The following is a 20,859-nucleotide window of genomic DNA, read 5'->3' on the forward strand; positions in this document are numbered from 1 at the left end:
GCGTGCCCCGCCGAGCACCTAGGCTCCGGCGCATGCGTGCGTCCCGGGCCTGGCTCGCCTCCCTCGTGCTGCTCCCGCTCGCCGGCTGCCGGGCCGGCGGCGACGAGCCGACGCCCGCCCCCGAGCGCACCGCGCCGGCGGGGATGGACGAGTCGCTGCGCGACGCCGCGCTCGACCTCGTCGAGCGGCGCGAGCAGGCGCTGGTCGACGGCGACCGCGACGCGTTCCTCGCCACCGTCGACCCCGCGGCCGAGGACTTCGCCCGCACCCAGGCCCGCTGGTGGGACAACGTCGCCCAGCTCCCGGCGACCGACTTCGCGCTCGAGCTCGGGGACGAGGGCGTGATGACGCGCATCTCGGGCGCCGGCGACCTCCAGCTGCCGGTCGACTTCACCATGCGCCTCGACGGCTACGACGAGGGCGCCGTCACGCAGCCGCTGGTCTACACGTTCGTCGGGGACGAGGACGAGGTCCTCCTCACCAGCGACCGCAACGTCCAGAGCGACGCGTTCACCGGCTGGGTGCCGGCGCCGTGGGACGTCACCGCGATCACGGTCGAGGAGTCCGACGGCGTCCTCGCCGTCTTCGACGACGAGACGCGGGCCGACGCCGGTCCGGTGCACGCCGACGTCGTCGCCGCCCGCGACGCCATCCGCCCGCTCCTCCCGCCGTGGTCCGGCCGGGTGGTCGCCTACGACATCTCCGACGTCGACGCCATCGACCAGATGAGCGCGATGACGGTCGACGACACCGCCGGCGTCGCCTTCCCGGTGACCCGCCGGCCGGGCAGCAAGCGGTCCGTCGCCTACCGCTTCGCCGTCAACCCGGTCCACACCGCGGGCGAGGAGTGGCGCGGCATCCTGTTCCGCCACGAGCTGGTCCACGTCGCCCTCGGGGACGCCGACGACCGCAGCCCGACCTGGCTGACCGAGGGCGCGGCAGAGCACGTCGCCCACGCCGCCGCCTACGACGAGGTCACCCGCCGCCGGGTCCTCGCGGAAGCGCTCGCAGGGGCCACGCCGCGCAGCCTCGCCACCGGCCGCGACTTCTACCAGCGCGACCCGCGGCTCAACTACGACCTCGCCCACCTCGCCTGCGCGTACCTCGCCGCCACGCGCGGCGAGGACGTGCTGTGGGACCTCGTGGAGAGCTTCCGCCGGCAGGAGGCGCTGTTCCCCGGCGACGTGGAGGACCTGGTCCGCGCCGAGGTCGGGCTCACGACCCGGGACCTCGTCGCCGAGGCCCTCGCCTGGGCCCGCTCGGCCTAGCCGGCCAACGCCATCCGCTCCAGCCACGGGTGGTCAGCGCGCTCGCGGCGCACGGCCTCGCGCAGCCAGTCCTGCTCGGTCGCGCCCAGCAGGGGCCAGGCGACGGCGAGGTCGGCGGCGTCCTTGGTCCGCGACGGCCGTGCCTTGTGGTGCAGCACCACCTCGGGCCGCATGTAGCGGATCCCGTCGTCGGCGACCCACGTGACGTCCGCGAGCGGCGCCACGTGGTCGGGGTCGCGGCGCGAGACCCACAGGCCGTCCATGTCCTCGGACAGCAGGCAGTCGAGGAACCACGGCGCGAGCGCGTGGTCGCGCAGCCACACCTGCCCGGCCCCGGGGTGCGGCTCCGGCCACTCGTCGGTGACGGGCCGGATCATCCCGCTGCCGGCCGCCCAGACGTGGTGCCGCTCCCCCACCAGCTCGCGCAGCCGGGGCAGGTCGCGGCGCCAGATGACCGCGTCGATGTCGTCGTGCGGGCGGTGCTGCCCGGTGAAGGCGTCGATGGCCCAGCCGCCGACCACCCACCACTCCCGGTCGTAGTCGGCCATGAAGTCCTTCAGCCCCGCCGGGTCCAGCGCCCGCCACGCGCCCCACAGCCGCTCGAACGCGGCCTGCTCCGCCTCGTCGTCCTCGCTCGGCGTCCAGTGCACCCCCGCAGGCTAGTCGGGGCCGCTCCCCGCCGGAACCGCCCGCGACACGTGCTCCCGGCGCGACACGCCGCGTCCCGCGACTGTGTCGCTGGGTTCAGGCCCTCCGGCCCCGCGTGGGACAGGATCGGCCCATGGACTTCGAGCAGATGCGGGAGCGGGCGCGCGCCATCCGGGCGAGGTACGCCGAGGTGGAGGCGTCGGCCTACGGCCGGTCGTGGACGACCGAGGAGGTGATGCTCGGCTTCGTCGGCGACGTGGGCGACCTCGCCAAGCTCGTGCAGGGCAAGGCCGGCGTCCGTCCGCGCGAGGACCTCGACGAGGCGCTCGCCCACGAGCTGGCCGACTGCCTTTGGTGCGTGATGACGCTGGCCGACGCCTACGACGTCGACCTCGCCGCGGCCTTCACCTCGACCATGGACGAGCTCGACGCCTCGCTCGCCGCGGAGGACTGAGCGGCCGCACGTGCGGCGGGAGCGGATCCTCCGGCTAGAGCAGCACCAGGTCGTCGCGGTGCACGACCTCGCGCTCGTAGGCCGCGCCGAGCGACGCCTTGAGCTCACCGGTCGACCGGCCGAGGAGCGCGGGCACCTCGTCGGCGTCGAAGGCGACCAGCCCGCGCCCGACGAGCGCGCCGTCCGGACCGAGCAGGTCGACCGCGTCGCCGGCCACGAACGAGCCCTCGACGGCGGTGATGCCGGCCGGCAGCAGCGAGGCGCCGCGCTCGACGACCGCTCGGACCGCGCCGGCGTCGAGGGTCAGGCTGCCCTGCCCCGACGTGGCGTGGGCCAGCCACAGCAGCCGGGTCGGGCGCCGCTTGCCGGTGGCCTCGAAGAGCGTCCCGACCTCTGTGCCGGCCAGCGCGGCGGCGGCCTGGTCGGCGGAGGTGAGCAGGACGTCGATGCCGGCGCCGGTGGCGATGCTGGCGGCGTCGACCTTGGTCGTCATGCCTCCGGTGCCGACGCCGGCGGCGCCCGCCGCGCCGATGGTCACCGCGGCGAGGTCGGCCTCCGACCGCACGAGCGGGACCAGGCGCGAGCCCGGGCGCGAGGGCGGCCCGTCGTAGAGGCCGTCGACGTCGGAGAGCAGGACCAGCAGGTCGGCGTGGACCAGGTGGGCGACGAGCGCCGCGAGCCGGTCGTTGTCGCCGAAGCGGATCTCGGAGGTGGCGACCGTGTCGTTCTCGTTGACGATCGGCACCACGCCGAGCTCGATCAGCTTGGCGAAGGTCTGGTGGGCGTTGCGATAGCTCGCCCGCCGCATCACGTCGTCGACGGTGAGCAGCACCTGGCCGGTGACGATCCCGTGCCGGGCGAACTCCTCCTGGTAGCGGTGGGCCAGCAGGCCCTGGCCGACCGACGCGGCGGCCTGCTGGGCGGCGAGGGCACGCGGCCGCGAGAACAGGCCCAGCGGAGCCAGCCCCGCGGCGATCGCGCCGGACGACACCAGGACGACCTCGGCGCCGCCGTCGCGCGCGGCCGCGAGCACCTCGACGAGGCGGCGTACGCGCGCGGGGTCGATGCCGCCGGCAGCGGTGGTGAGCGACGACGAGCCGACCTTGACCACGATCCGCCGCGCGGCCGACACCAGGTCGGCCCGGGCGGTCGGGGCGTCAGTCGTCACTGCCGTCCCAGTCGGGGTCGTCCTTCGTGCCGATCTCGTAGGCCATCGGACCGACGCCGGAGCTGCCGGTGCTGCGGTTGGGGCCCTTCTTGGCGCGCTCGGCGTCGAGGCGGCGCGCGACGTCCGCGCGGGCCTCCTCCTCGGCCTTGGTCTCCATGCCCTCCGCGATCTCGCGGCGGCGGTCGCGGGCCGGACGGGCCTCGCGCAGCCGCTCGTCCTCGCCGCGCCGGCCGAGCATCTCGGCACCGGCCTCGATGCTGGGCTTGAAGTCGAAGACGACCGAGTTGTGCTCGGGGCCGATGATGACCGTGTCGCCCTCCTGGGCGCCCATCTGGGCGAGCCTGACCTCGACGCCCAGCCGGTTGAGCCGGTCGGCGAGGAAGCCGACGGCCTCCTCGTTGCTGAAGTCGGTCTGGCGCACCCACCGCTCGGGCTTCGTGCCGCGCACCCGCCAGCCGTCCTCGGTGCCGACGACCTCGAAGTCGTCGCCGCCGTCGACGGACCGCGGGCGGATCACGATCCGCTCGGGCTCGACCGCCGGCGCGGTGGCCCGAGCCGCGACCACGATCTCGGCCATCGCGAAGGTGAGCTCGCGCAGGCCGGCGCCGGACGCCGCGCTCACCTCGAAGACCCGCAGGCCGCGGCCGCGCAGCTCCTCGACCACCATGTCCGCGATGTCCTGGCCGTCGGGGACGTCGACCTTGTTGAGCGCGACCAGGCGCGGGCGGTCCTCGAGGCCGCCGTAGCGGGCCAGCTCGCGCTCGATGACCTCGAGGTCGTCGAGGGGGTTGCGGCCCGGCTCGATGGACGCGGTGTCGACCACGTGGACGATCGCCGCGCACCGCTCGACGTGGCGCAGGAAGTCGTGGCCGAGCCCGCGGCCGTCGGCCGCGCCCTCGATCAGCCCGGGCACGTCGGCGACCACGAAGGTGGTCTCGCCGGCCGTGACCACGCCGAGGTTGGGGATCAGGGTCGTGAAGGGGTAGTCGGCGATCTTGGGCCGGGCCCGCGAGATCGCGGCGATCAGCGACGACTTGCCGGCGCTCGGGAAGCCGACGAGGCCGATGTCGGCGACGACCTTCAGCTCGAGGCGCACGACGAGCTCGTCACCGGGCTCGCCGAGCAGCGCGAAGCCGGGCGCCTTGCGCTTCGACGAGGCGAGCGCGGCGTTGCCGAGGCCGCCGCGACCACCCTGCGCGACCACGAGGGTCGTGCCGTGGCCGACCATGTCGGCGAGGACCTCGCCATCCTGGTCCTTGACCAGCGTGCCGTCGGGGACGGTCAGGACGAGGTCCTTGCCGTTGCCGCCGTTCTTGTGGTCGCCCGCGCCCTGGCCGCCGTTCTCGGCGCGGCGCTTGGGGCTGTGGTGGTAGTCGACGAGCGTCGTGACGCTGGTGTCGACCTGCAGGATGATCGATCCGCCCTGGCCGCCGTTGCCGCCGTCGGGGCCACCGAGCGGCTTGAACTTCTCCCGCTTGACCGAGGCGACGCCGTTGCCACCCCGTCCGGCCGCGAGGTGGAGCGTGGCCTGGTCGACGAACGTGGGGATGGCCATGACGAATCCTTCTGCTGCAGAAATGGCGAAGGGCGCCCCGAGTCTAGGGGCGCCCTTCGGTGAAGACGTTCAGTGTCGCGGGAGCGTCACTCGCCGGGAACGACGTTGATCACGCGACGACCGCGGCGGGTGCCGAACTCGACGGCGCCGGCCTGCAGGGCGAACAGCGTGTCGTCGCCACCGCGACCCACGCCGGTGCCCGGGTGGAAGTGCGTGCCGCGCTGGCGGACGATGATCTCGCCGGCACCCACGACCTGGCCGCCGAAGCGCTTCACACCGAGGCGCTGGGCGTTGGAGTCACGACCGTTCTTGGTGCTCGCGGCACCCTTCTTGTGAGCCATTGTTCAGTCCTTCTGAAGAGACTTGGTCGACCTCGAGCGAGCGCTCAGAGGGAGATGTCGGTGACCTTGACCTGGGTGTACTTCTGGCGGTGACCCTGGCGCTTCTTGTAGCCGGTCTTGTTCTTGTACTTCTGGATGATGATCTTCGGGCCCTTGGTGCGGCCGGTGACCTCGACGGTCACGCTCGCCTTGTCGAGACCGGTCGCGGTGACCTTCTCGCCGTCGACGACCATGACCACCGGAAGGGTCAGGGTGTCGCCGGTGGCAGCCATCGCGTCGATCTCGATGACGTCGCCGACGGCAACCTTCTGCTGCTTGCTGCCACTGCGCACGACTGCGTACACGGCGAGTCACTCTCCTCAGAACTACAGGTGATGAAAATTGCGGGACTGCGCACGACACCGCCTGGAATCCGGGCGAGTACGCCACGTGACGGGCGCGCAGAATCGGTGTGTCGAACACCGAGGGACAAGACTACGGGATCGGGTGGCGACCGGGCAAAACGAGGCCCGGCCGCCGCCCGGGGTCAGCGCTTGCGCGAACCCTTCCGCTTGATCGGGACGTGCTCGACCGTCGACGCCTCGGCGGCCGGCGCCACGGAGCCGTCGGTCGCGGTGGTGGCGCCGGGCTCCACCTCGGCGGTGCCGGGCTCGACCAGGCCGGACTCCGGGAGGGTGCCGGCGACCCCGGAGGTCGCCGTCGCCAGGGGCAGCGCGGCCGGCGGGCCGGCCGGTCGGCTCGCGGAGCGGCGGCGCGTACGCGTCACCACCCGCGGCTTCTCCGGCCCGGGCGCCTGCTCGGGCTCGGTGGCCTGCGGAGCCGGCTCGGGCTCCGGCCGCTCGGGCTCGACCAGCTCGGGCTCGGCCGGGGCGGCCTCGGACTGCTCCGGCTCGGACTGCTCCGGCTCCACCTGCTCCGGCTCCACCTGCTCAAGCTCGGCCGGGGCGGGCTCGGACTGCTCCGGCTCGGCCTCGACGGGCTCGACGACGTCTGCGGTGGGCTCCTCGGCAGCCGGCTCGTCGGCCGGCTTCTCGTGGCGCGCCATGGCTGCGACGTCCTTGGGCGACGGGGCGGCCGACGACTGCTCGGCCGGACGCTGCTCGCCACCGTTGTCGCCGTTGTCGCCGGCGGCGCCGCGACGGCCGCGACGGCGGCTGCCCCGACGGCCCTCGCCCTCCTCGGCCTTCTGGTGCGGGTCGACCGGCTGGTCGCGGACCACGACGCCGCGGCCGTGGCAGTGCTCGCAGTTCTCGCTGAACGCCTCGAGCAGCCCGGTGCCGATCCGCTTGCGGGTCATCTGGACCAGGCCGAGCGAGGTCACCTCGGCGACCTGGTGCCGGGTGCGGTCGCGGCCCAGGCACTCGACGAGGCGGCGCACCACCAGGTCGCGGTTGGACTCCAGGACCATGTCGATGAAGTCGACGACGATGATGCCGCCGATGTCGCGCAGCCGGAGCTGGCGGACGATCTCCTCCGCGGCCTCCAGGTTGTTCTTGGTGACGGTCTCCTCGAGGTTGCCGCCGGACCCGGTGAACTTGCCCGTGTTGACGTCGACGACCGTCATCGCCTCGGTGCGGTCGATGATCAGCGAGCCACCCGAGGGCAGCCACACCTTGCGGTCGAGGCCCTTGCTGATCTGCTCCTCGACCCGGTAGGTCGCGAACACGTCGCCGGCGCCGTTGCGCTGGTACTTCTCGACGCGCTCGGCGAGGTCGGGGGCGACCTGCTCGACGTAGCCGCGGACGGTGTCCCAGGCGTCGTCACCCTCGATGACGAGCTTGGAGAAGTCCTCGGTGAACAGGTCGCGGACGACCTTCAGCGTGAGGTCCGGCTCGCCGTAGAGCAGCTGCGGGCCCGAGCCCTTGTGGGTCGCCTTCTTCTCGATCTCCTCCCAGCGCGACTTGAGGCGCTCGACGTCGCGCGTCAGCTCCTCCTCGCTCGCGCCCTCGGCCGCGGTGCGCACGATGACGCCGGCCGTGTCGGGGACGATCTCCTTGAGCAGGGTCTTGAGCCGGTTGCGCTCGGTGTCGGGCAGCTTGCGCGAGATCCCGGACGTGGTGCCGTCCGGCACGTAGACGAGGAACCGGCCGGCCAGGCTGACCTGGCTGGTCAGGCGGGCGCCCTTGTGGCCGATCGGGTCCTTGGTGACCTGCACCAGCACCATCTGGCCGCTGGTGAGGACCGACTCGATCTTGCGGGGCTGGCCGTCCTTGTGGCCGAGCGCCGACCAGTTGACCTCGCCGGCGTAGAGGACCGCGTTGCGACCCTTGCCGATGTCGATGAACGCGGCCTCCATCGACGGGAGGACGTTCTGCACCCGGCCGAGGTAGACGTTGCCGATGAGGGAGGTCTGCGACTCGCGGGCCACGTAGTGCTCGACGAGCACCCGGTCCTCGAGGACGCCGATCTGGGTGAGGTCCTCGCGCTGGCGGATGACCATCACGCGGTCGACCGACTCGCGGCGGGCGAGGAACTCGGCCTCGCTCACGATCGGCGCGCGCCGGCGACCGGCCTCGCGACCCTCGCGGCGACGCTGCTTCTTGGCCTCGAGGCGCGTCGACCCCGCCACGGCGGTGATCTGGTCCTCGGCGCTGCGACCCTTGCGGACCCGCGTGACGGTGTTCGGGTCGTCGTCGTCGCCCCCTCCGTCGTCGCCGGCGCGGCGCCGGCGCCGGCGGCGGCGCGAGGAGCCCTCGCCGGACCCGTCGGCGGCGTCGGACTGGTCGGGGCCGGTCGAGCCGGCCTCGGACGCGTCGTCGGAGCCGGCCGACGCCTCGGCGTCACCGCCGTCGCCGTCGCCGTCCTCGGACCCCTCGCCGGACGCGTCGGAGGACTTGCGGCGCCTGCGGCCGCCGCGGCGGCGGCGCCGGCGCGGCGAGCCGCCCTCGCCGTCGGTGGCGTCGTCGGACTGCTCGCCGTCCTCGGCGTCGGTGTCGGTGTCGGTGTCGGCCTGCGCGTCGGCGTCCGCGTCGGTGGCGTCCCCGTCGACGGCGTCCGCGTCGGTGGCGGTCTCGTCCTCGTCGGTCGCCTCGACCTCCTCGACCTCCTCGACCTCCGTGGCCTCCGCCGCGGCGGCAGCCTTGCGGCCACCCCGCTTGCGGCTGCGCGGGGCCGCGCCGTCGGCGGGCTCCTGGCCGGACGCCGCCTGCTGGTCGGTGTCGCCCGCGGTCGTCCCGGCTGCGGCGTCGGCGGTGGTCTCCGCGGCGGCCTTCTTCGCACCCGACTTCCTGCCGCCGGACTTCCTGGCACCGGACTTCGCACCGGGCTTCGTGGCGCCGGAGGCCCCGTCCGCGGCAGGGGTGTCCGCCGGGGTGTCCGCCGGGTCGGTCGCGGCGTCCGCGCCGGCGTCGACCGCGGCGGGAGCGGGGGCGGCCTTCTTGCGGGTGCGTCGGGTCGTGGTCACGACCGGCGCCTGGAACAGCACGGCGTGCCCGGTCTCGGAGTCCTCGTCGGGGGCGTCGGCCGCGGGCGCGTCGTCGACGGCCGGCGCGGCCGCCGCCTTCTTGGTGGTGCGCTTGGCGGCCGTCTTCCTGGCCGGCGCGCGCTTGGCGGCGGCCTTCTTCGCCGGGGCCGCCTCGGCGGCCTCGGCGGCGTCGGCCGGAGCGTCGGCCGGGGTGCCGTCCGCGGCGTCGTCGGGCCCGGTCGCGGGCTGGCGCCGGGGCCTTCTTCTTGGCGGTCCGCTTGGCGGCCGTCTTCTTGGCCGGCGCGCGCTTGGCGGCGGCCTTCTTCGCCGGGGCCGCCTCGGCGGCCTCGGCGGCGTCGGCCGGAGCGTCGGCCGGGCGTCGGCCGCGGCGGGGGCGGACTTCCTCGCACGCGAGGCGCGGGTCCGGCGGGTCACGACCGGCGCCGCGGGCGTGTCCTGCGCCGCGCTCACCTCGCCGGCCTGCGTCTCGGTGGTGCTGTCGGGCTGGTCGGAATCGAGCATGCGGTGCTCCTCGGGCACCCTCACGGTGCCGATACGGCGCCCACCGCTCTCGCACGGCGATCCCGGGGACGCAAAGCTTCTGTGGCGGCGACCCCCTCCGCGGGATGCGTCTCCGAAGGCCTTCCGCCACCCGCCGCGGTCGCCGGGCCCGGGGGGAGTCGCTGTCACCGACTCCTGGGGCCGCGTCGCGGTCCGGTGACGTCCACCCGTCCGGGGTGCCGGCCACGTGGTGCGGCCGGCGAGAACGTCGTCGGCTCGACGTGGTCCTGACGGTCGTCAGGGCGTCGAACGTGGCGAGTATCGCACACGCGTGGCCGGCTCGCCCTATGCGCGAGCCGCCAGCGGGTCGCCGACCTCGCCGGAGTCCAGCAGCGGCCCCTGGGCCAGGCGGGTCATCAGCGGTGCCTCCCCCGCGTCGAGCCCCGCGACCGTCGCCAGGCCGCGCAGCACGTCGTCGGGCCGGACGGCCGGGGTGCCGTGGCGCAGCACGACGTCGAGGGACGTACGCCCGCTCGCGGGGGCCTCGGGCAGGACCGCCAGCGCGACCACCGCACCGCGCGCGTCGAACTCGCGCATCCCCTTCTTCGTCATCCGCTCCACGAGCGCCTCGTCCGCGGCGAGGAACCGCTCCGCCGCCGCGGACGCGACGTCCGGGGTGGCCGCCACGTCGATGCGCCAGCGGCTGGCCTCGAGCAGGTCGGCGAGCGACCCGCCGGGCGACTCCACGACCTCGAGCACGTCGAGGCCGGGCGGGAGCGCCTCGTCGAGCACCGCGTGGATCGCGGCCGGGTCGACCACCTCGGCGAGCGCGAGCTCGAGGTACTCCGCCTCGCTCGCGGACCCCGTCGGCGCCGCGCCGGCGTAGGAGATCCGCGGGTGCGGGTTGAAGCCCGACGAGTACGCCATCGGCACCCGGGCGCGGAACACCGCGCGCTCGAACGCGCGGCTGAAGTCGCGGTGGCTGGTGAAACGAAGCCGACCCCGCTTGGCGTAGCGCACGCGGAGGCGCTGGACGGGCGGGGCCTGCTGCTCGGGCTGCTGCTGGGGCACGAGGGGAAACGGTAGTCGCCCGCGGTCTGTGGTTAGGTGCTGCCCGTCGCCGGACGCTGAAGGGGGAGAGATCCGTGCGCAAGGACACACCGTCGCGCCCGTGGCTGGTGCCGGTGGTGCTGGCGGGGACCTTGTTGGTGCTGCTGACCGCGCTGTGGCGCGAGGCCGGGTCGGACCGGCCGATGAGCGCCGTCGACGAGCACATGCACCTCGACACCCACGCCCACGTGCACCGCGGCGACTTCCCGCACCGCGGGTCGTTGATGACCATGGAGGTCGTGCGCGAGTGGGCCTGCGGCGTCGGGCACGAGGCGGGCGCCGCCATGGCGCCGTGCGACCACCCCGACCTCGGCCCGAACTCGCTGCCGTCGGGCATCCACAGCTCCGGCTACATCCACTACCCCACCTACTTCGTCGCCGCCGAGGGCTATCGCACGGCGGTCGACGCCGTCAGCAGCACCGACGACGCGGACTCCTTCGTCGACACCTACCGCCACTTCGCGACACTGCTGAGCGTCCTCGGCGTCGCGGCGTGCCTCCTCGCCGGCCGACGGCTCGGGTTCCGCGGGGCAGCGCTGGTGGCGGCGACCTTCGTCCCGTCCGCGACGGCCGGGATCCTGCTCTACGGCACCATCGCCAACCCGCAGTCGACGGCCGTCCTCACCGGCGCGCTGATCGCCTGGGCCGGCCTGCGCTGGGCGCTGGGTCGCGGCGGGTTCTGGCCGCTGGCGGCGGCGACCGCGCTCGGGGCGTCCCTCGCCGTGGTCGACTCCCTCCCCGCCGGTGCGTTCATGGTCGCGATGGCCGCCGTCCTGGTGCTGCGCCGCCTCGGCTGGCAGGTCGCCGGCACGTGGCAGCCGCGCTGGTGGCAGCTGGCGGTCCTCGGCGTGCTCGTGGTCGGCCCCGTCATCGGCTACGGCGCGTTCATCTCCTCGCGCGCCACCATCAGCAACGACGAGCTCTACGCCTTCGCCTCGCTCGACGGCCTCTCCAACATCATCGCGGGCGGGGTCTGGGAGCTCTCGATCCTGCACACCCCGTGGTACGAGACGACCTCGCTGTCCGCGGCCGAGGACGCGCCCCTGGTGCAGCACGTGCTGCGCGCCGCGGTGCAGGGCGTCCCGCTGTGGCTGACGCTGGCCGTCTTCGCCTGCCTCGTCGTCGCCGCGGCGCGTGGGGTGACCGCGCCGCGCGCCCCGCGGACCGGCGCTCGTACGATCGCGGTCGTGCCGCTCCTGGTCATCTCCGCCCTCGTCGCGCTGCTGCTGTTCCCGCCCGCCATGCGGATCAGCAACGCCCTCAACGTCGGCTTCGACTACCCGATCGTCTCCCGCTACGCGATGCCCTTCACGCCGCTGCTCGTGTGGCTGGTGCTGCTGACGTCGCCCACCCGGCCCGTGCTCGCGCGCGGGCTGGCGCTGCTCGGCGTGGGCGGCGTCCTCGGCGTGGCACTGGCGGTCTGGTGAGCGCGCCGGCCACCTCCGCCCGCGGGCGGCTCCGCTCCCGCGTGGCGTCCGCCCTCGGGGTCGGGGTCCTCGTCGCCGGGCTGCTGCTGACCCTGGTGACCACCTGGCGCCTCGCCAGCGAGGGCAAGCCGCTCTCCCCCGTCGACGAGGTCGCCCACGCCGACACCGCGTTCAAGGTGCACCGCGGCAGCTACCCGTACCGCGGCGCCGAGTTCGGACGGCCGCTGGTCGACACCTGGACCTGCTACACCGGCCACCAGAGCATCACCTTCAAGGCCCCCTGCGGCTCGCCGAAGGCCCGCGCCGACCGGCTGCCGATGTCGTCCGGCGCCCTCACCACCGGCTACATCCACTACCCGACCTACTTCGTCGCTGGCGAGGTCTTCCGCAGGGGGGTCGACCTCGTCGCCCCGGACCCGCGCTGGGACATCGACACCTACCGGCAGTTCGCCGCGGTCGTCGCCGCGGCCGGCATGGCGCTCTGCGCGTGGGTCGCTCGCCGCCTCGGGCTCGGGCCGGCCGGCCAGGTGGCCGCCGCCTTCACCCCCGTCGCCGCCCCGTCGGTGCTCGTCTACTCGACCATGGTCAACCCGATGTCGGCGGCGGTGCTGTGCGGTGCCCTCGTCGCCGGCGCGGGGCTGCGCTGGATGATGACCGGCCGCGGCTTCGGCTGGCTCGCGGGCGCCACCGCCGCGAGCGCCGCGGTCGCGGTGACCGCGTCCCTGCCGGCGGGCGTGTTCCTCCTCGCCGTGCTGCTCGGCCTCGTGCTCAAGGCGCGCGGACGCCGCTTCAACAGCGCGTGGGACCCCCGCTGGTGGCACGCGGGCGTCCTGGCCGCCCTCCTCGTCGGCCCGATCCTCGCCTTCGGGTTCTTCATCAGCGCCCGGGCGACCGTCGGCAACGACGTCATCTACGCCGCCTACGCCGCCACCGGCTGGGACAAGATCGCCCTCGGCGTCTGGGCCGAGGTCTTCGCCTCGCACCTGCCGTGGGTCGAGGACGGCAGCCTGGTGCGACCCGACCTCGGGACGGTCCGCGTGTGGATCCGCTCGGCCGGCGTCGGGATGCCGCTGCTGGTCACCGCGATCGTCACCGGCGGCCTGGTGGCCGCCGCCACCGGCGTGCTCCGGCGCCGCGACCCGGCCCCGGCCCGTCGCTCCCCCGCCGCCGCACCCGCGACGGCCCCGGTGCGGGTGCTGCAGCTGGCGGCGGTCTCGACCGTGCTGGGCCTGCTCGCCTACCCGCCGCTGCTGCGCCTGCTCAACGCGATCAACGTCGGCATCGACTTCCCCGTCGTGTCGCGCTACTCGATCTCCCTCGCCCCGCTGTTCGTGCTCGTGGTGCTGCTGCTGGCGCGCGACCACCCGTGGTTCGCCCGCGTCCTGGGGACGGTCAGCACGGTGGCCGTCGTCGCCTGGTGCGTGACCGCGTGGTGACCTCCCGTCGTTTTCCGAACCCCCTTCGCGAGCGTCTAGGTTGGGACGTCCGCCAGACCCGGCCCGCACCCGCGGCCACGAACCCGGAAGGTCCCGCATGAACGCCACCCGTCAGGTCGCACTCGGACAGCCCACGGTGGGCGAGGAGGAGATCGAGGCGCTCCGCGAGGTGTTCGCGAGCGGCTGGCTCTCCGGCGCCGGTCCGACCTGCGTGGCCTTCGAGGGCGAGCTCGCGGCGAGCGCCGGCACGGCGCACGCGCTGGCCACCTCCAACTGCGGGTCCTCCCTCCACCTCGCGCTGCAGGTGCTCGGCGCGGGCCCCGGCGACGAGGTGATCGTCGCCGACTACACCTTCCCCGCGACCGGCCACTCGGTCGTGTGGACCGGCGCGACGCCGCGCTTCGCCGACGTGCGCCCCGACACCGGCACCATCGACGTCGACGCCGCCGCCGCGCTGGTCAACGAGCGCACCGTCGGCATCATCGCGGTCGACATGGTCGGCCAGCCGGCCGACTACGACGAGCTCAACGCCCTCGCCCGCCGCCACGGCCTGTGGGTCGTCGAGGACGCCGCGTGCTCCGCGGGCGCGACCTACAAGGGCCGGCCCGCGGGCAGCCTGGCCGACCTGGCCGCCTTCAGCTTCCACGGCCGCAAGGGCATCACCGCCGGCGAGGGCGGCGCGCTGGTCGGCGACGACACCGCGAAGATGGACCTCGCCCGCAAGCTGCACACCTACGGCATCGCGCCGGCCGTGAGCCGCGAGGGCTCGGCCGCGCTGGCGGTCCCGTCCTTCGACACCGCGGGCTACAACTACCGGATGTCGGACGTGCAGGCCGCGATGATGCGCGTGCAGCTCAAGCGGCTCCCGGACCTGGTCGCGGCGCGGGTCGCCGCGGCCGCCGGCTACGCCGAGCGGCTCGGCGACGTCGAGGGCATCGACCTCCCGGTCGTCGGCGCCGACCGCACCCACCCGTACCAGTCCTACCTGGTCACCACCCACGACTCGGTCGACCGCGACGCCGTCGTGGTCGCGCTGCGCGAGCGCGGCGTCGGCAGCAACTTCGGCACGTACGCCTCGCACGTCCAGCCGGTCTACGGCACGTCGGACGTGTGCCCGGTGTCGGCGCGGCTGTTCACCTCGCAGTTCGCGCTGCCGATGCACGCCAACCTGGTCGAGGACGACCTCGACTACGTCGCCGAGCAGCTGCGCGCCGTCCTCGCCGACCCGGCCGTGCGCCGCTGACCGGCGGGCACAGGAGCACCACGGACGTGAGCAACCGGATCCACCCCACCGCGGTCATCGGCCCCGAGGTCACCCTCGGTGAGGACAACGTCGTCGGACCCTTCTGCGTGCTGCAGGGCCGGGTCACCCTCGGTGACGGCAACTACCTCGCCTCCCACGTCGTCGTCGGCGGCGCAGCGGAGGTCCGCGGCCACGACATGACCGCCTCGTGGGAGGAGCCGTTCGACGGCAACCCGGTCGTCATCGGCTCGCGCAACGTGCTCAAGGAGATGGTGACCGTCAGCGGCGGGTGGGCGCACGAGACGTCCCTCGGCGACGACGGGTTCCTCATGTCGAAGGCCCACGTCAACCACGACTGCCGGCTCGGCGACGAGGTCACGCTCTCCGCGATGGTGGTCGCCGCCGGCCACGTCACGATCGGCGACGGCGCCAACCTGGGCCTCGGCACCGTCGTCCACCAGCGGCTGACCGTCCCCGAGGGCTCGATGATCGGCATGCAGTCGGCCGTCACCCGCGAGCTGCCGCCCTTCGTGGTGAGCATGGGCGTGCCGGCCCGTCCCGCCCGCCTGAACACCTACCGCCTCGACCGCCTCGGCGTTCCGGCCGAGCAGCACGCGCCGCTCGCGGCCGTCGTGCTCGAGGGCTCGCGCGACACCTCGGGGCTCCAGGAGCCCCTGCGCGCGCCCGTCGAGGCGTGGCTCGAGCGCACCTCCGGCTGACGCCGGCCCCCAGTCCCCCGCACCGACAGCAGACGCCAGCACCGAAAGGCAACCCATGTCCGCCGACTCCCTCCCGTTCATCCCGCCCGCCAAGCCGATCGTCGGCGACGACGAGCGCGCCGCCGTGGACCGCGTGATGCGCTCCGGCATGATCGCGCAGGGCCCCGAGGTCGCCGCGTTCGAGCAGGAGTTCGGCGCCGCGGTCACCGGCGGTCGTACGGCGGTGGCGGTCAACTCCGGCACCTCCGCGCTCCACCTCGGGCTGCTGGCCGCGGGCATCGGCCCGGGCGACGAGGTCATCGTGCCGTCGTTCACCTTCGCGGCCACCGCGAACTCGGTCGCGCTCACCGGCGCCACCCCGGTCTTCGCGGACGTCGAGCCCGACTTCTTCTGCCTCGACGCCGACAGCGTCCGCGCCGCCGTCACCGAGAACACCGCTGCGATCATGCCGGTGCACCTCTACGGCCACCCGGCCGACGTCGACGCGCTGAAGGCGGTCGCCGACGAGCACGACCTGCGCCTCTTCGAGGACGCCGCGCAGGCGCACCTCGCGACGTGGAAGGGCGCCCAGGTCGGCACCTTCGGCGACTTCGCGATGTTCAGCCTCTACCCCACCAAGAACATGACCTCGGGCGAGGGCGGCATGGTCTCCTGCGCCACCGAGGAGATCGCCCGCATGGTGCGGCTGCTGCGCAACCAGGGCATGGAGCGCCAGTACGCCAACGAGGTCGTCGGGTTCAACGCCCGGATGACCGACATCCACGCCGCCATCGGCCGGGTCCAGCTCACCAAGGTCGAGGGCTGGACCAAGGTCCGCCAGGACAACGCGGCCTACCTCGACCGCCACCTCGAGGGCGTCGTGGTGCCGCCGGTCGCCGCCGACGCGACCCACGTCTACCACCAGTACACGATCAAGGTCGACGGTGACGAGCGCGACCGGATCGTCGCCGCGATGCGCGAGGAGCACCAGGTCGGCTCGGGCGTCTACTACCCGATCCCGAACCACCAGCTCGCGTCGCTGACCCGCTACGCCGAGGGCCTCGAGCTGCCGGTGACCCAGCAGGTCGCGCGCGAGGTCATCTCGCTCCCCGTCCACCCCTCGCTCACCGAGGCCGACCTCGAGCGGATCGTGACCGCGGTCAACACCACGGTCCGCGCCGGCGCCTGAGCGCCCGCCAGCACCTCGGCCGAGCGGCCGGCGCCCTGCGGGTGCCGGCCGCTCGTCGCGTCCGGCCGCCGCGGCCCCCGGGTGGGTCAGCCGCGGTCGCGGAGGGCGTAGACGTACTGCGGGCCGCCGCTCCACGCGAACGAGCGGACCTCCCGGACGCACGGGCCGGTGAGCTCGGTGGTCGACACCAGGTAGCCGACGTCGAGGTCGCTGGCCGCGAGCCAGCAGGGGTGGGCGTGGACCACGATGACGTCGGGTGCCGTCGCCTCGATGGTCGGCTCCTCGCGGGGACCGTCGCCCGCGACGAGGAGGTAGCTCGCCCCGCGGTTCCAGATCTCCTCGTACTGCCCGTCGGGGTCGACCTCGCGCCACGCGGACTCGACCGGGCCGGTGACCTGGTAGCCGCTGAGCATCGGCGCGCCGTTGGCGACGAGGATCGCGTTGCCGGCCGGCGAGCTCGCGGCGACCAGCACGCCCTCGTCCTCGGCACGCGCCACCAGCGCACGGGCGGCGTCGGCGGCGGGGCTGGTCCGCAGCTGGCCGACACCGTGGACGACCGGGTTGGTGTCGGCGCCGGCGAGCAGGCACACCACCAGGGTGCCGACGACCGGCCACGCCCGGGCCGGCCACCGGGTCACGGCGTAGGTCACCGCGGCCACGGCGAGGACCGACACCCAGACCTGCCACGTCGGCACGGTCGGCAGCACCCGCTGCAGGTCGCCCACGCCGAACGCCGTCGCGGCCGCGGTGACGGCGGCCGAGCCCGCGGCCAGCCGCGCCGTCGGGCCCTCGAGGCGGGAGGCGAGCAGGACGAGCAGCAGGGCCGCGGGGTAGCCGACGGTCTGGGCGGCCCGCACCGGGAGCACCGAGCTCAGCAACGGCAGGTGCTCGCCGAGGGCACCCCACGGGAACATCGCCCACGAGCTCCACAGCCCGGTGGCGGCCGCGAGGGTGACGATCGCGCCGCGCTGGGCGGTGGTCGCGCGCGACCACGCCCGTCGCCAGACCACGACGGCCCACAGCCCGCAGACCAGGAACGCCGAGGAGATCTCGCTCTGGTTGAGGATGGTCGGGCTGCCGGCCGTCTCCATCTCGAACAGCCCCGGCCCGCCGAGCAGCTGGGCGGGGGTCTGGGTGGCGCCGGTGACCCGGCGCAGGCCGGGGTAGACGGTGTTGAGCTCGGCCGACAGCGAGGCGGCGTTCTCCAGCAGCGTGCCCGCCAGGACGGCGAGGGAGACCAGGGCTCCGGCGCCGACCGTCACCAGCGCCTGACGTCGGGTCAGCCGGTCGGCGACGAGGTACACGCCGGTCGCCACGACGAGCGGCACGCCGAGGGTCAGCGACCACGGCACGTAGTAGGTCACCAGGCGGGCCAGCAGGATCCCGGCGACGGCGGCCTGGAGCACCGCGGTGACCCGTCTGCCGGCGACCATCCGGTCGCGCGCGAGCCACAGGACATAGCTGCCGGCGGCCGCGAAGGCCATGATCCGCACCGGCATGAACGACCACCACAGCGACGCCGGGGCGAGGAAGACCAGCACCAGGCCGAGCCACGACATCGGCCGGGACGCACCCAGGCGGCGCAGGAGGGGCGGCAGGGCGAGCACGAGGAGCAGCCACGGCCAGGCCCGGAACGCCGCGAAGAGCATCGTGTCGGGCAGCCACTCCCCCAGCCGCAGCAGGTTGCCCTCGTGGAACAGCACCGACTCGACGACCTGGCCGGAGGAGATCTGGTAGATCAGGTCCGGGTCCTGGGAGAGCGCGGGCGCGCTCGACGAGCCGTTGGCGAGCACCGAGAGGTCGATGGGCGCCTGGGTCAGCCACTCGTCGCTGCGGATCGGCAGCGAGTCGCCCCACTGGTCGGCGCCGCTGCCGTCGCCGGCGACGGACAGCAGGCCGAGCGAGGAGGTGGTGAGCCCGCCGAGGGTGATCACGACGTACGCGAGCAGCGGCAGCAGCACCTCGAGCCGGTCGGCCCAGGAACCGCGCAGGCGCCACGGCGCCGTGGTCGCGACGGGATCCGCGGACGGCTCGGGCGGAGCCGACGGCTCCGATGTCGTGCTGGTGATGACGGCCTCCCCGTGTCTGCGTCCGAGCGGCGGTCAGGCTACTGCACGGGGACGGCCCGCCCGGCCTCCGGGACGCGCCCCGACGGATTGGGAGGAGGGTGTCGGACCTCGTTATGGTGGTTCGGTTTGTCGGCGCAGAAAATCGATCGGGGTCCTTGAGTGCGCATCGTCGTGGTCAACAACTTCTACCCGCCGCGCGTGGGGGGCAGCGCCCACCTCAGCGACGCCCTCGCCCGGGGCTACGCGGCGCGCGGGCACGAGGTGCTCGTCGTCACCGCGGCCTACCAGGACGCACCGGCCGAGGAGTGGCGCGACGGCGTCCGCGTCGTCCGCTTCCCCGCGTTCGTGCTCCCCGAGAGCCGGCTCGCGGTGTCGTTCGACATCTCCTTCGCCACCCGCCCGAGCCTGCGCCGCCGCCTGTCCCGCCTGCTCGACGAGTTCCGCCCCGACGTGATCCACCAGCACGGGCAGTTCATGGACCTCACCTGGGCCACCGGCGCCTGGGCCCGGCGCCACGACGTCCCGGTGCTGCTCAGCATCCACACCCGCCTCGAGAACCCCGCGGCCGCCTACCGGCACGCGTTCCGGTTCCTCGACGCCACCCTCGTCGCGCCGCGCCTGCGCCGCTACCGCCCCTCGCTGGTCGTCATGGACTCCTACATGGACGACTACATCAAGGAGCGCTACGCCGGCCGCTACCGCGACCTGGTGGCGATCCCCGTCGGCGTCGACCCCGCGTGGGTGCGCGCCGGCGACGCCGCACGGGGCCGCGAGCTCGCGGGCGTCGGGCCGGACGCGCCGATCATCCTCTCCATCGGGCACGTGATCCCGGTCCGGGACCGGCTCGGCGTCGTCGAGGCGCTGCCCGCCGTCCTGGAGCGCCACCCCGATGCCAAGCTGGTCGTCGTCGGCCGGGTCTACTACGACCTGTTCCAGCAGCGCGCGGAGGAGCTCGGCGTCGCGCACGCCGTGACCGCCCTCGGCGCGATGCCCAAGGCCGACATCCCGCACCTGCTCGCCGCGGCGACCGTCGAGACCCACGAGCAGGGCCTCGGCCTCGGCACCGCCACCCTGGAGTCGATGGCCGCCGGCACCCCCGTGGTCGCCTGGGGCCGCATCGACAACTTCCCCGGCGTCCCGATGGTCGACGGCGACGACATCTTCATGTGCCGCCCCGGCGACGTCGCCGGCCTCGCCGAGCGGATCACGCTGGCGCTCGACGACCCCGAGGCGACCCGCGTGGTCGGCGAGAAGGCGGCGGCGATCGTCGACGAGCACTTCGCGCTCGAGCGGGTGCTCGACCGCCACCTCGAGGTGCTGGAGGAGCTGTGCGCGACGCCGGCCCCCCAGGCCGCCCGCCGCTGACCGGCACCCCACGTCCAGAACCCACCGCACCACCCACCTGAGGAGAACCACCAGATGAGCTCGAAGGAAACCGTCTTCTTCACCGGCGGTGCCGGCTTCATCGGCATGCACGTCGTCCCCATGCTGCTCGAGAAGGACTACAAGGTCCGCATCTTCGACAACATGTTCCGCGGCGACCGCGACGCCGTCGCCAAGCTCGGTGACGACGTCGAGCTCATCGACCAGGACGTGCGCTACGGCGGTGCCGTGCACGCCGCGATGAAGGGCTGCTCCAAGGTCATCCACGCGGCAGCGGTGTCGATCAACAAGAGCCAGGCCGACCCGTACGAGTCCATGGACATCAACATGATCGGCAACCACAACGTGTTCGCGGCCGCGGCCGACCACGGCGTGGACCGCCTCGTCTACTGCTCCTCCGCGTCGGTCTACGGCGACCCGGAGCGGCTGCCGATGCACGAGGACGACAAGCTCCTCCCGATCACGCCCTACTGCATCGCCAAGCGTGCCGGCGAGGACCTGCTGGCCTACTACCAGCGTCGGGCGAACCTCTCGTGGGTCGCGCTGCGGTTCTTCAACGTCTACGGCCCCGGCCAGAAGACCACCGCGTACTACACCTCGGTGATCAACCACTTCGTCAACCGGATCAAGAACGGCGAGCCGCCGGTCATCGACGGCAAGGGCGAGCAGTCGATGGACTTCATCCACGTCCACGACATCGCGCGCTCGGTCGTGCTGGCGCTGGAGTCGGAGCAGGCCAACGTGCCGGTCAACATCGGCACCGGCATCGACACCTCGATCGCCGACCTCGCGCGGATCCTCATCGACGCGGTCGGCGCCGACGTGGAGCCCCAGTTCAACCCCCGCGACGTGCTGGTGAGCCGCCGCGCGGCCGACACCACCCGCGCCAAGGAGGTCCTCGGCTTCGAGCCGACGATCGACGTGCGCTCGGGCATGACCGAGCTCATCCGGGGCCAGTGAGCCCGT

The 20,859-nt window shown here is 73.9% G+C and carries 17 protein-coding genes; 9 read left to right on the top strand and 8 right to left on the bottom strand.

Annotated features, from left to right (window positions below; all coding sequences use genetic code 11):
* The first annotated feature begins 32 nt into the window (after positions 1 to 32).
* Entirely contained in the window at positions 33 to 1,268 is a 1,236-nt protein-coding gene (locus tag LN652_RS06660) for a hypothetical protein (protein ID WP_230443894.1), read from the top strand.
* On the opposite strand, the gene LN652_RS06665 is transcribed toward LN652_RS06660, so the two are convergent.
* On the bottom strand, positions 1,265 to 1,918 hold the full coding sequence (locus LN652_RS06665; protein WP_230443895.1) for a nucleotidyltransferase domain-containing protein: 654 nt from the start codon (positions 1,916 to 1,918) through the stop codon (positions 1,265 to 1,267). The two genes, LN652_RS06660 and LN652_RS06665, sit on opposite strands and share 4 nt — an antisense overlap.
* A 131-nt stretch (positions 1,919 to 2,049) precedes the next feature.
* On the opposite strand from LN652_RS06665, the gene LN652_RS06670 reads away from it, so the two are divergent.
* Positions 2,050 to 2,370 carry a nucleoside triphosphate pyrophosphohydrolase family protein gene (locus LN652_RS06670; protein WP_230443896.1) on the top strand — a complete coding sequence of 107 codons (321 nt, stop codon included), beginning with the start codon at positions 2,050 to 2,052 and terminating at the stop codon, positions 2,368 to 2,370.
* A gap of 34 nt (positions 2,371 to 2,404) precedes the next feature.
* On the opposite strand, the gene proB is transcribed toward LN652_RS06670, so the two are convergent.
* From proB to LN652_RS06700, 6 genes are all read right to left on the bottom strand, one after another.
* The gene (proB, locus tag LN652_RS06675; RefSeq protein WP_230443897.1) at positions 2,405 to 3,538 is read right to left on the bottom strand and encodes a glutamate 5-kinase; all 1,134 of its coding nucleotides are present in this window, start codon (positions 3,536 to 3,538) and stop codon (positions 2,405 to 2,407) included.
* Positions 3,528 to 5,093 carry a GTPase ObgE gene (obgE, locus tag LN652_RS06680; protein WP_230443898.1) on the bottom strand — a complete coding sequence of 522 codons (1,566 nt, stop codon included), beginning with the start codon at positions 5,091 to 5,093 and terminating at the stop codon, positions 3,528 to 3,530. Before obgE ends, proB begins: the two co-directional genes overlap by 11 nt.
* An 86-nt stretch (positions 5,094 to 5,179) precedes the next feature.
* Complete coding sequence (rpmA, locus tag LN652_RS06685; RefSeq protein ID WP_230443899.1) at positions 5,180 to 5,434, bottom strand: 50S ribosomal protein L27; 255 nt, start codon at positions 5,432 to 5,434, stop codon at positions 5,180 to 5,182.
* A gap of 44 nt (positions 5,435 to 5,478) precedes the next feature.
* Complete coding sequence (rplU, locus tag LN652_RS06690; protein ID WP_230443900.1) at positions 5,479 to 5,778, bottom strand: 50S ribosomal protein L21; 300 nt, start codon at positions 5,776 to 5,778, stop codon at positions 5,479 to 5,481.
* Between the two features lie 182 nt (positions 5,779 to 5,960).
* Positions 5,961 to 9,359 carry an Rne/Rng family ribonuclease gene (locus LN652_RS06695; RefSeq protein WP_230443901.1) on the bottom strand — a complete coding sequence of 1,133 codons (3,399 nt, stop codon included), beginning with the start codon at positions 9,357 to 9,359 and terminating at the stop codon, positions 5,961 to 5,963.
* 324 nt (positions 9,360 to 9,683) lie between these two features.
* A complete protein-coding gene (locus LN652_RS06700) occupies positions 9,684 to 10,409 on the bottom strand; it encodes a TIGR03936 family radical SAM-associated protein (RefSeq protein ID WP_230443902.1) in 726 nt (241 codons plus the stop codon).
* A gap of 74 nt (positions 10,410 to 10,483) precedes the next feature.
* Between LN652_RS06700 and LN652_RS06705 the strand changes: the two genes are divergently transcribed.
* From LN652_RS06705 to LN652_RS06725, 5 genes are all read left to right on the top strand, one after another.
* Positions 10,484 to 11,875: a hypothetical protein gene (locus LN652_RS06705; protein WP_230443903.1), complete on the top strand. Its 1,392-nt coding sequence runs from the start codon at positions 10,484 to 10,486 to the stop codon at positions 11,873 to 11,875.
* On the top strand, positions 11,872 to 13,311 hold the full coding sequence (locus LN652_RS06710) for a hypothetical protein (RefSeq protein ID WP_230443904.1): 1,440 nt from the start codon (positions 11,872 to 11,874) through the stop codon (positions 13,309 to 13,311). Before LN652_RS06705 ends, LN652_RS06710 begins: the two co-directional genes overlap by 4 nt.
* 97 nt (positions 13,312 to 13,408) lie before the next feature.
* Positions 13,409 to 14,554, top strand: coding sequence for a DegT/DnrJ/EryC1/StrS family aminotransferase (locus LN652_RS06715; RefSeq protein WP_230443905.1), 1,146 nt, complete (start codon positions 13,409 to 13,411; stop codon positions 14,552 to 14,554).
* 26 nt (positions 14,555 to 14,580) lie between these two features.
* Positions 14,581 to 15,273 (top strand): acyl-ACP--UDP-N-acetylglucosamine O-acyltransferase family protein, encoded by a 693-nt coding sequence (locus LN652_RS06720; RefSeq protein ID WP_230443906.1) that lies wholly within the window; start codon positions 14,581 to 14,583, stop codon positions 15,271 to 15,273.
* Between the two features lie 55 nt (positions 15,274 to 15,328).
* Positions 15,329 to 16,441: a DegT/DnrJ/EryC1/StrS family aminotransferase gene (locus LN652_RS06725; protein WP_230443907.1), complete on the top strand. Its 1,113-nt coding sequence runs from the start codon at positions 15,329 to 15,331 to the stop codon at positions 16,439 to 16,441.
* Positions 16,442 to 16,527: 86 nt separating this feature from the next.
* Here the strand turns inward: LN652_RS06725 and LN652_RS06730 are convergent, their stop codons facing one another.
* Positions 16,528 to 18,402 (bottom strand): DUF7657 domain-containing protein, encoded by a 1,875-nt coding sequence (locus LN652_RS06730; protein WP_230443908.1) that lies wholly within the window; start codon positions 18,400 to 18,402, stop codon positions 16,528 to 16,530.
* 267 nt (positions 18,403 to 18,669) lie between these two features.
* Between LN652_RS06730 and LN652_RS06735 the strand changes: the two genes are divergently transcribed.
* Together LN652_RS06735 and LN652_RS06740 are read left to right on the top strand one after the other, a co-directional pair.
* On the top strand, positions 18,670 to 19,875 hold the full coding sequence (locus tag LN652_RS06735; RefSeq protein WP_230443909.1) for a glycosyltransferase family 4 protein: 1,206 nt from the start codon (positions 18,670 to 18,672) through the stop codon (positions 19,873 to 19,875).
* 54 nt (positions 19,876 to 19,929) lie between these two features.
* The gene (locus tag LN652_RS06740; protein ID WP_230443910.1) at positions 19,930 to 20,853 is read left to right on the top strand and encodes an NAD-dependent epimerase/dehydratase family protein; all 924 of its coding nucleotides are present in this window, start codon (positions 19,930 to 19,932) and stop codon (positions 20,851 to 20,853) included.
* The last annotated feature ends 6 nt before the right edge of the window (positions 20,854 to 20,859 follow it).

The organism is Nocardioides okcheonensis (assembly GCF_020991065.1).
In the GTDB taxonomy this organism is placed as follows: Bacteria; Actinomycetota; Actinomycetes; order Propionibacteriales; family Nocardioidaceae; genus Nocardioides; species Nocardioides okcheonensis.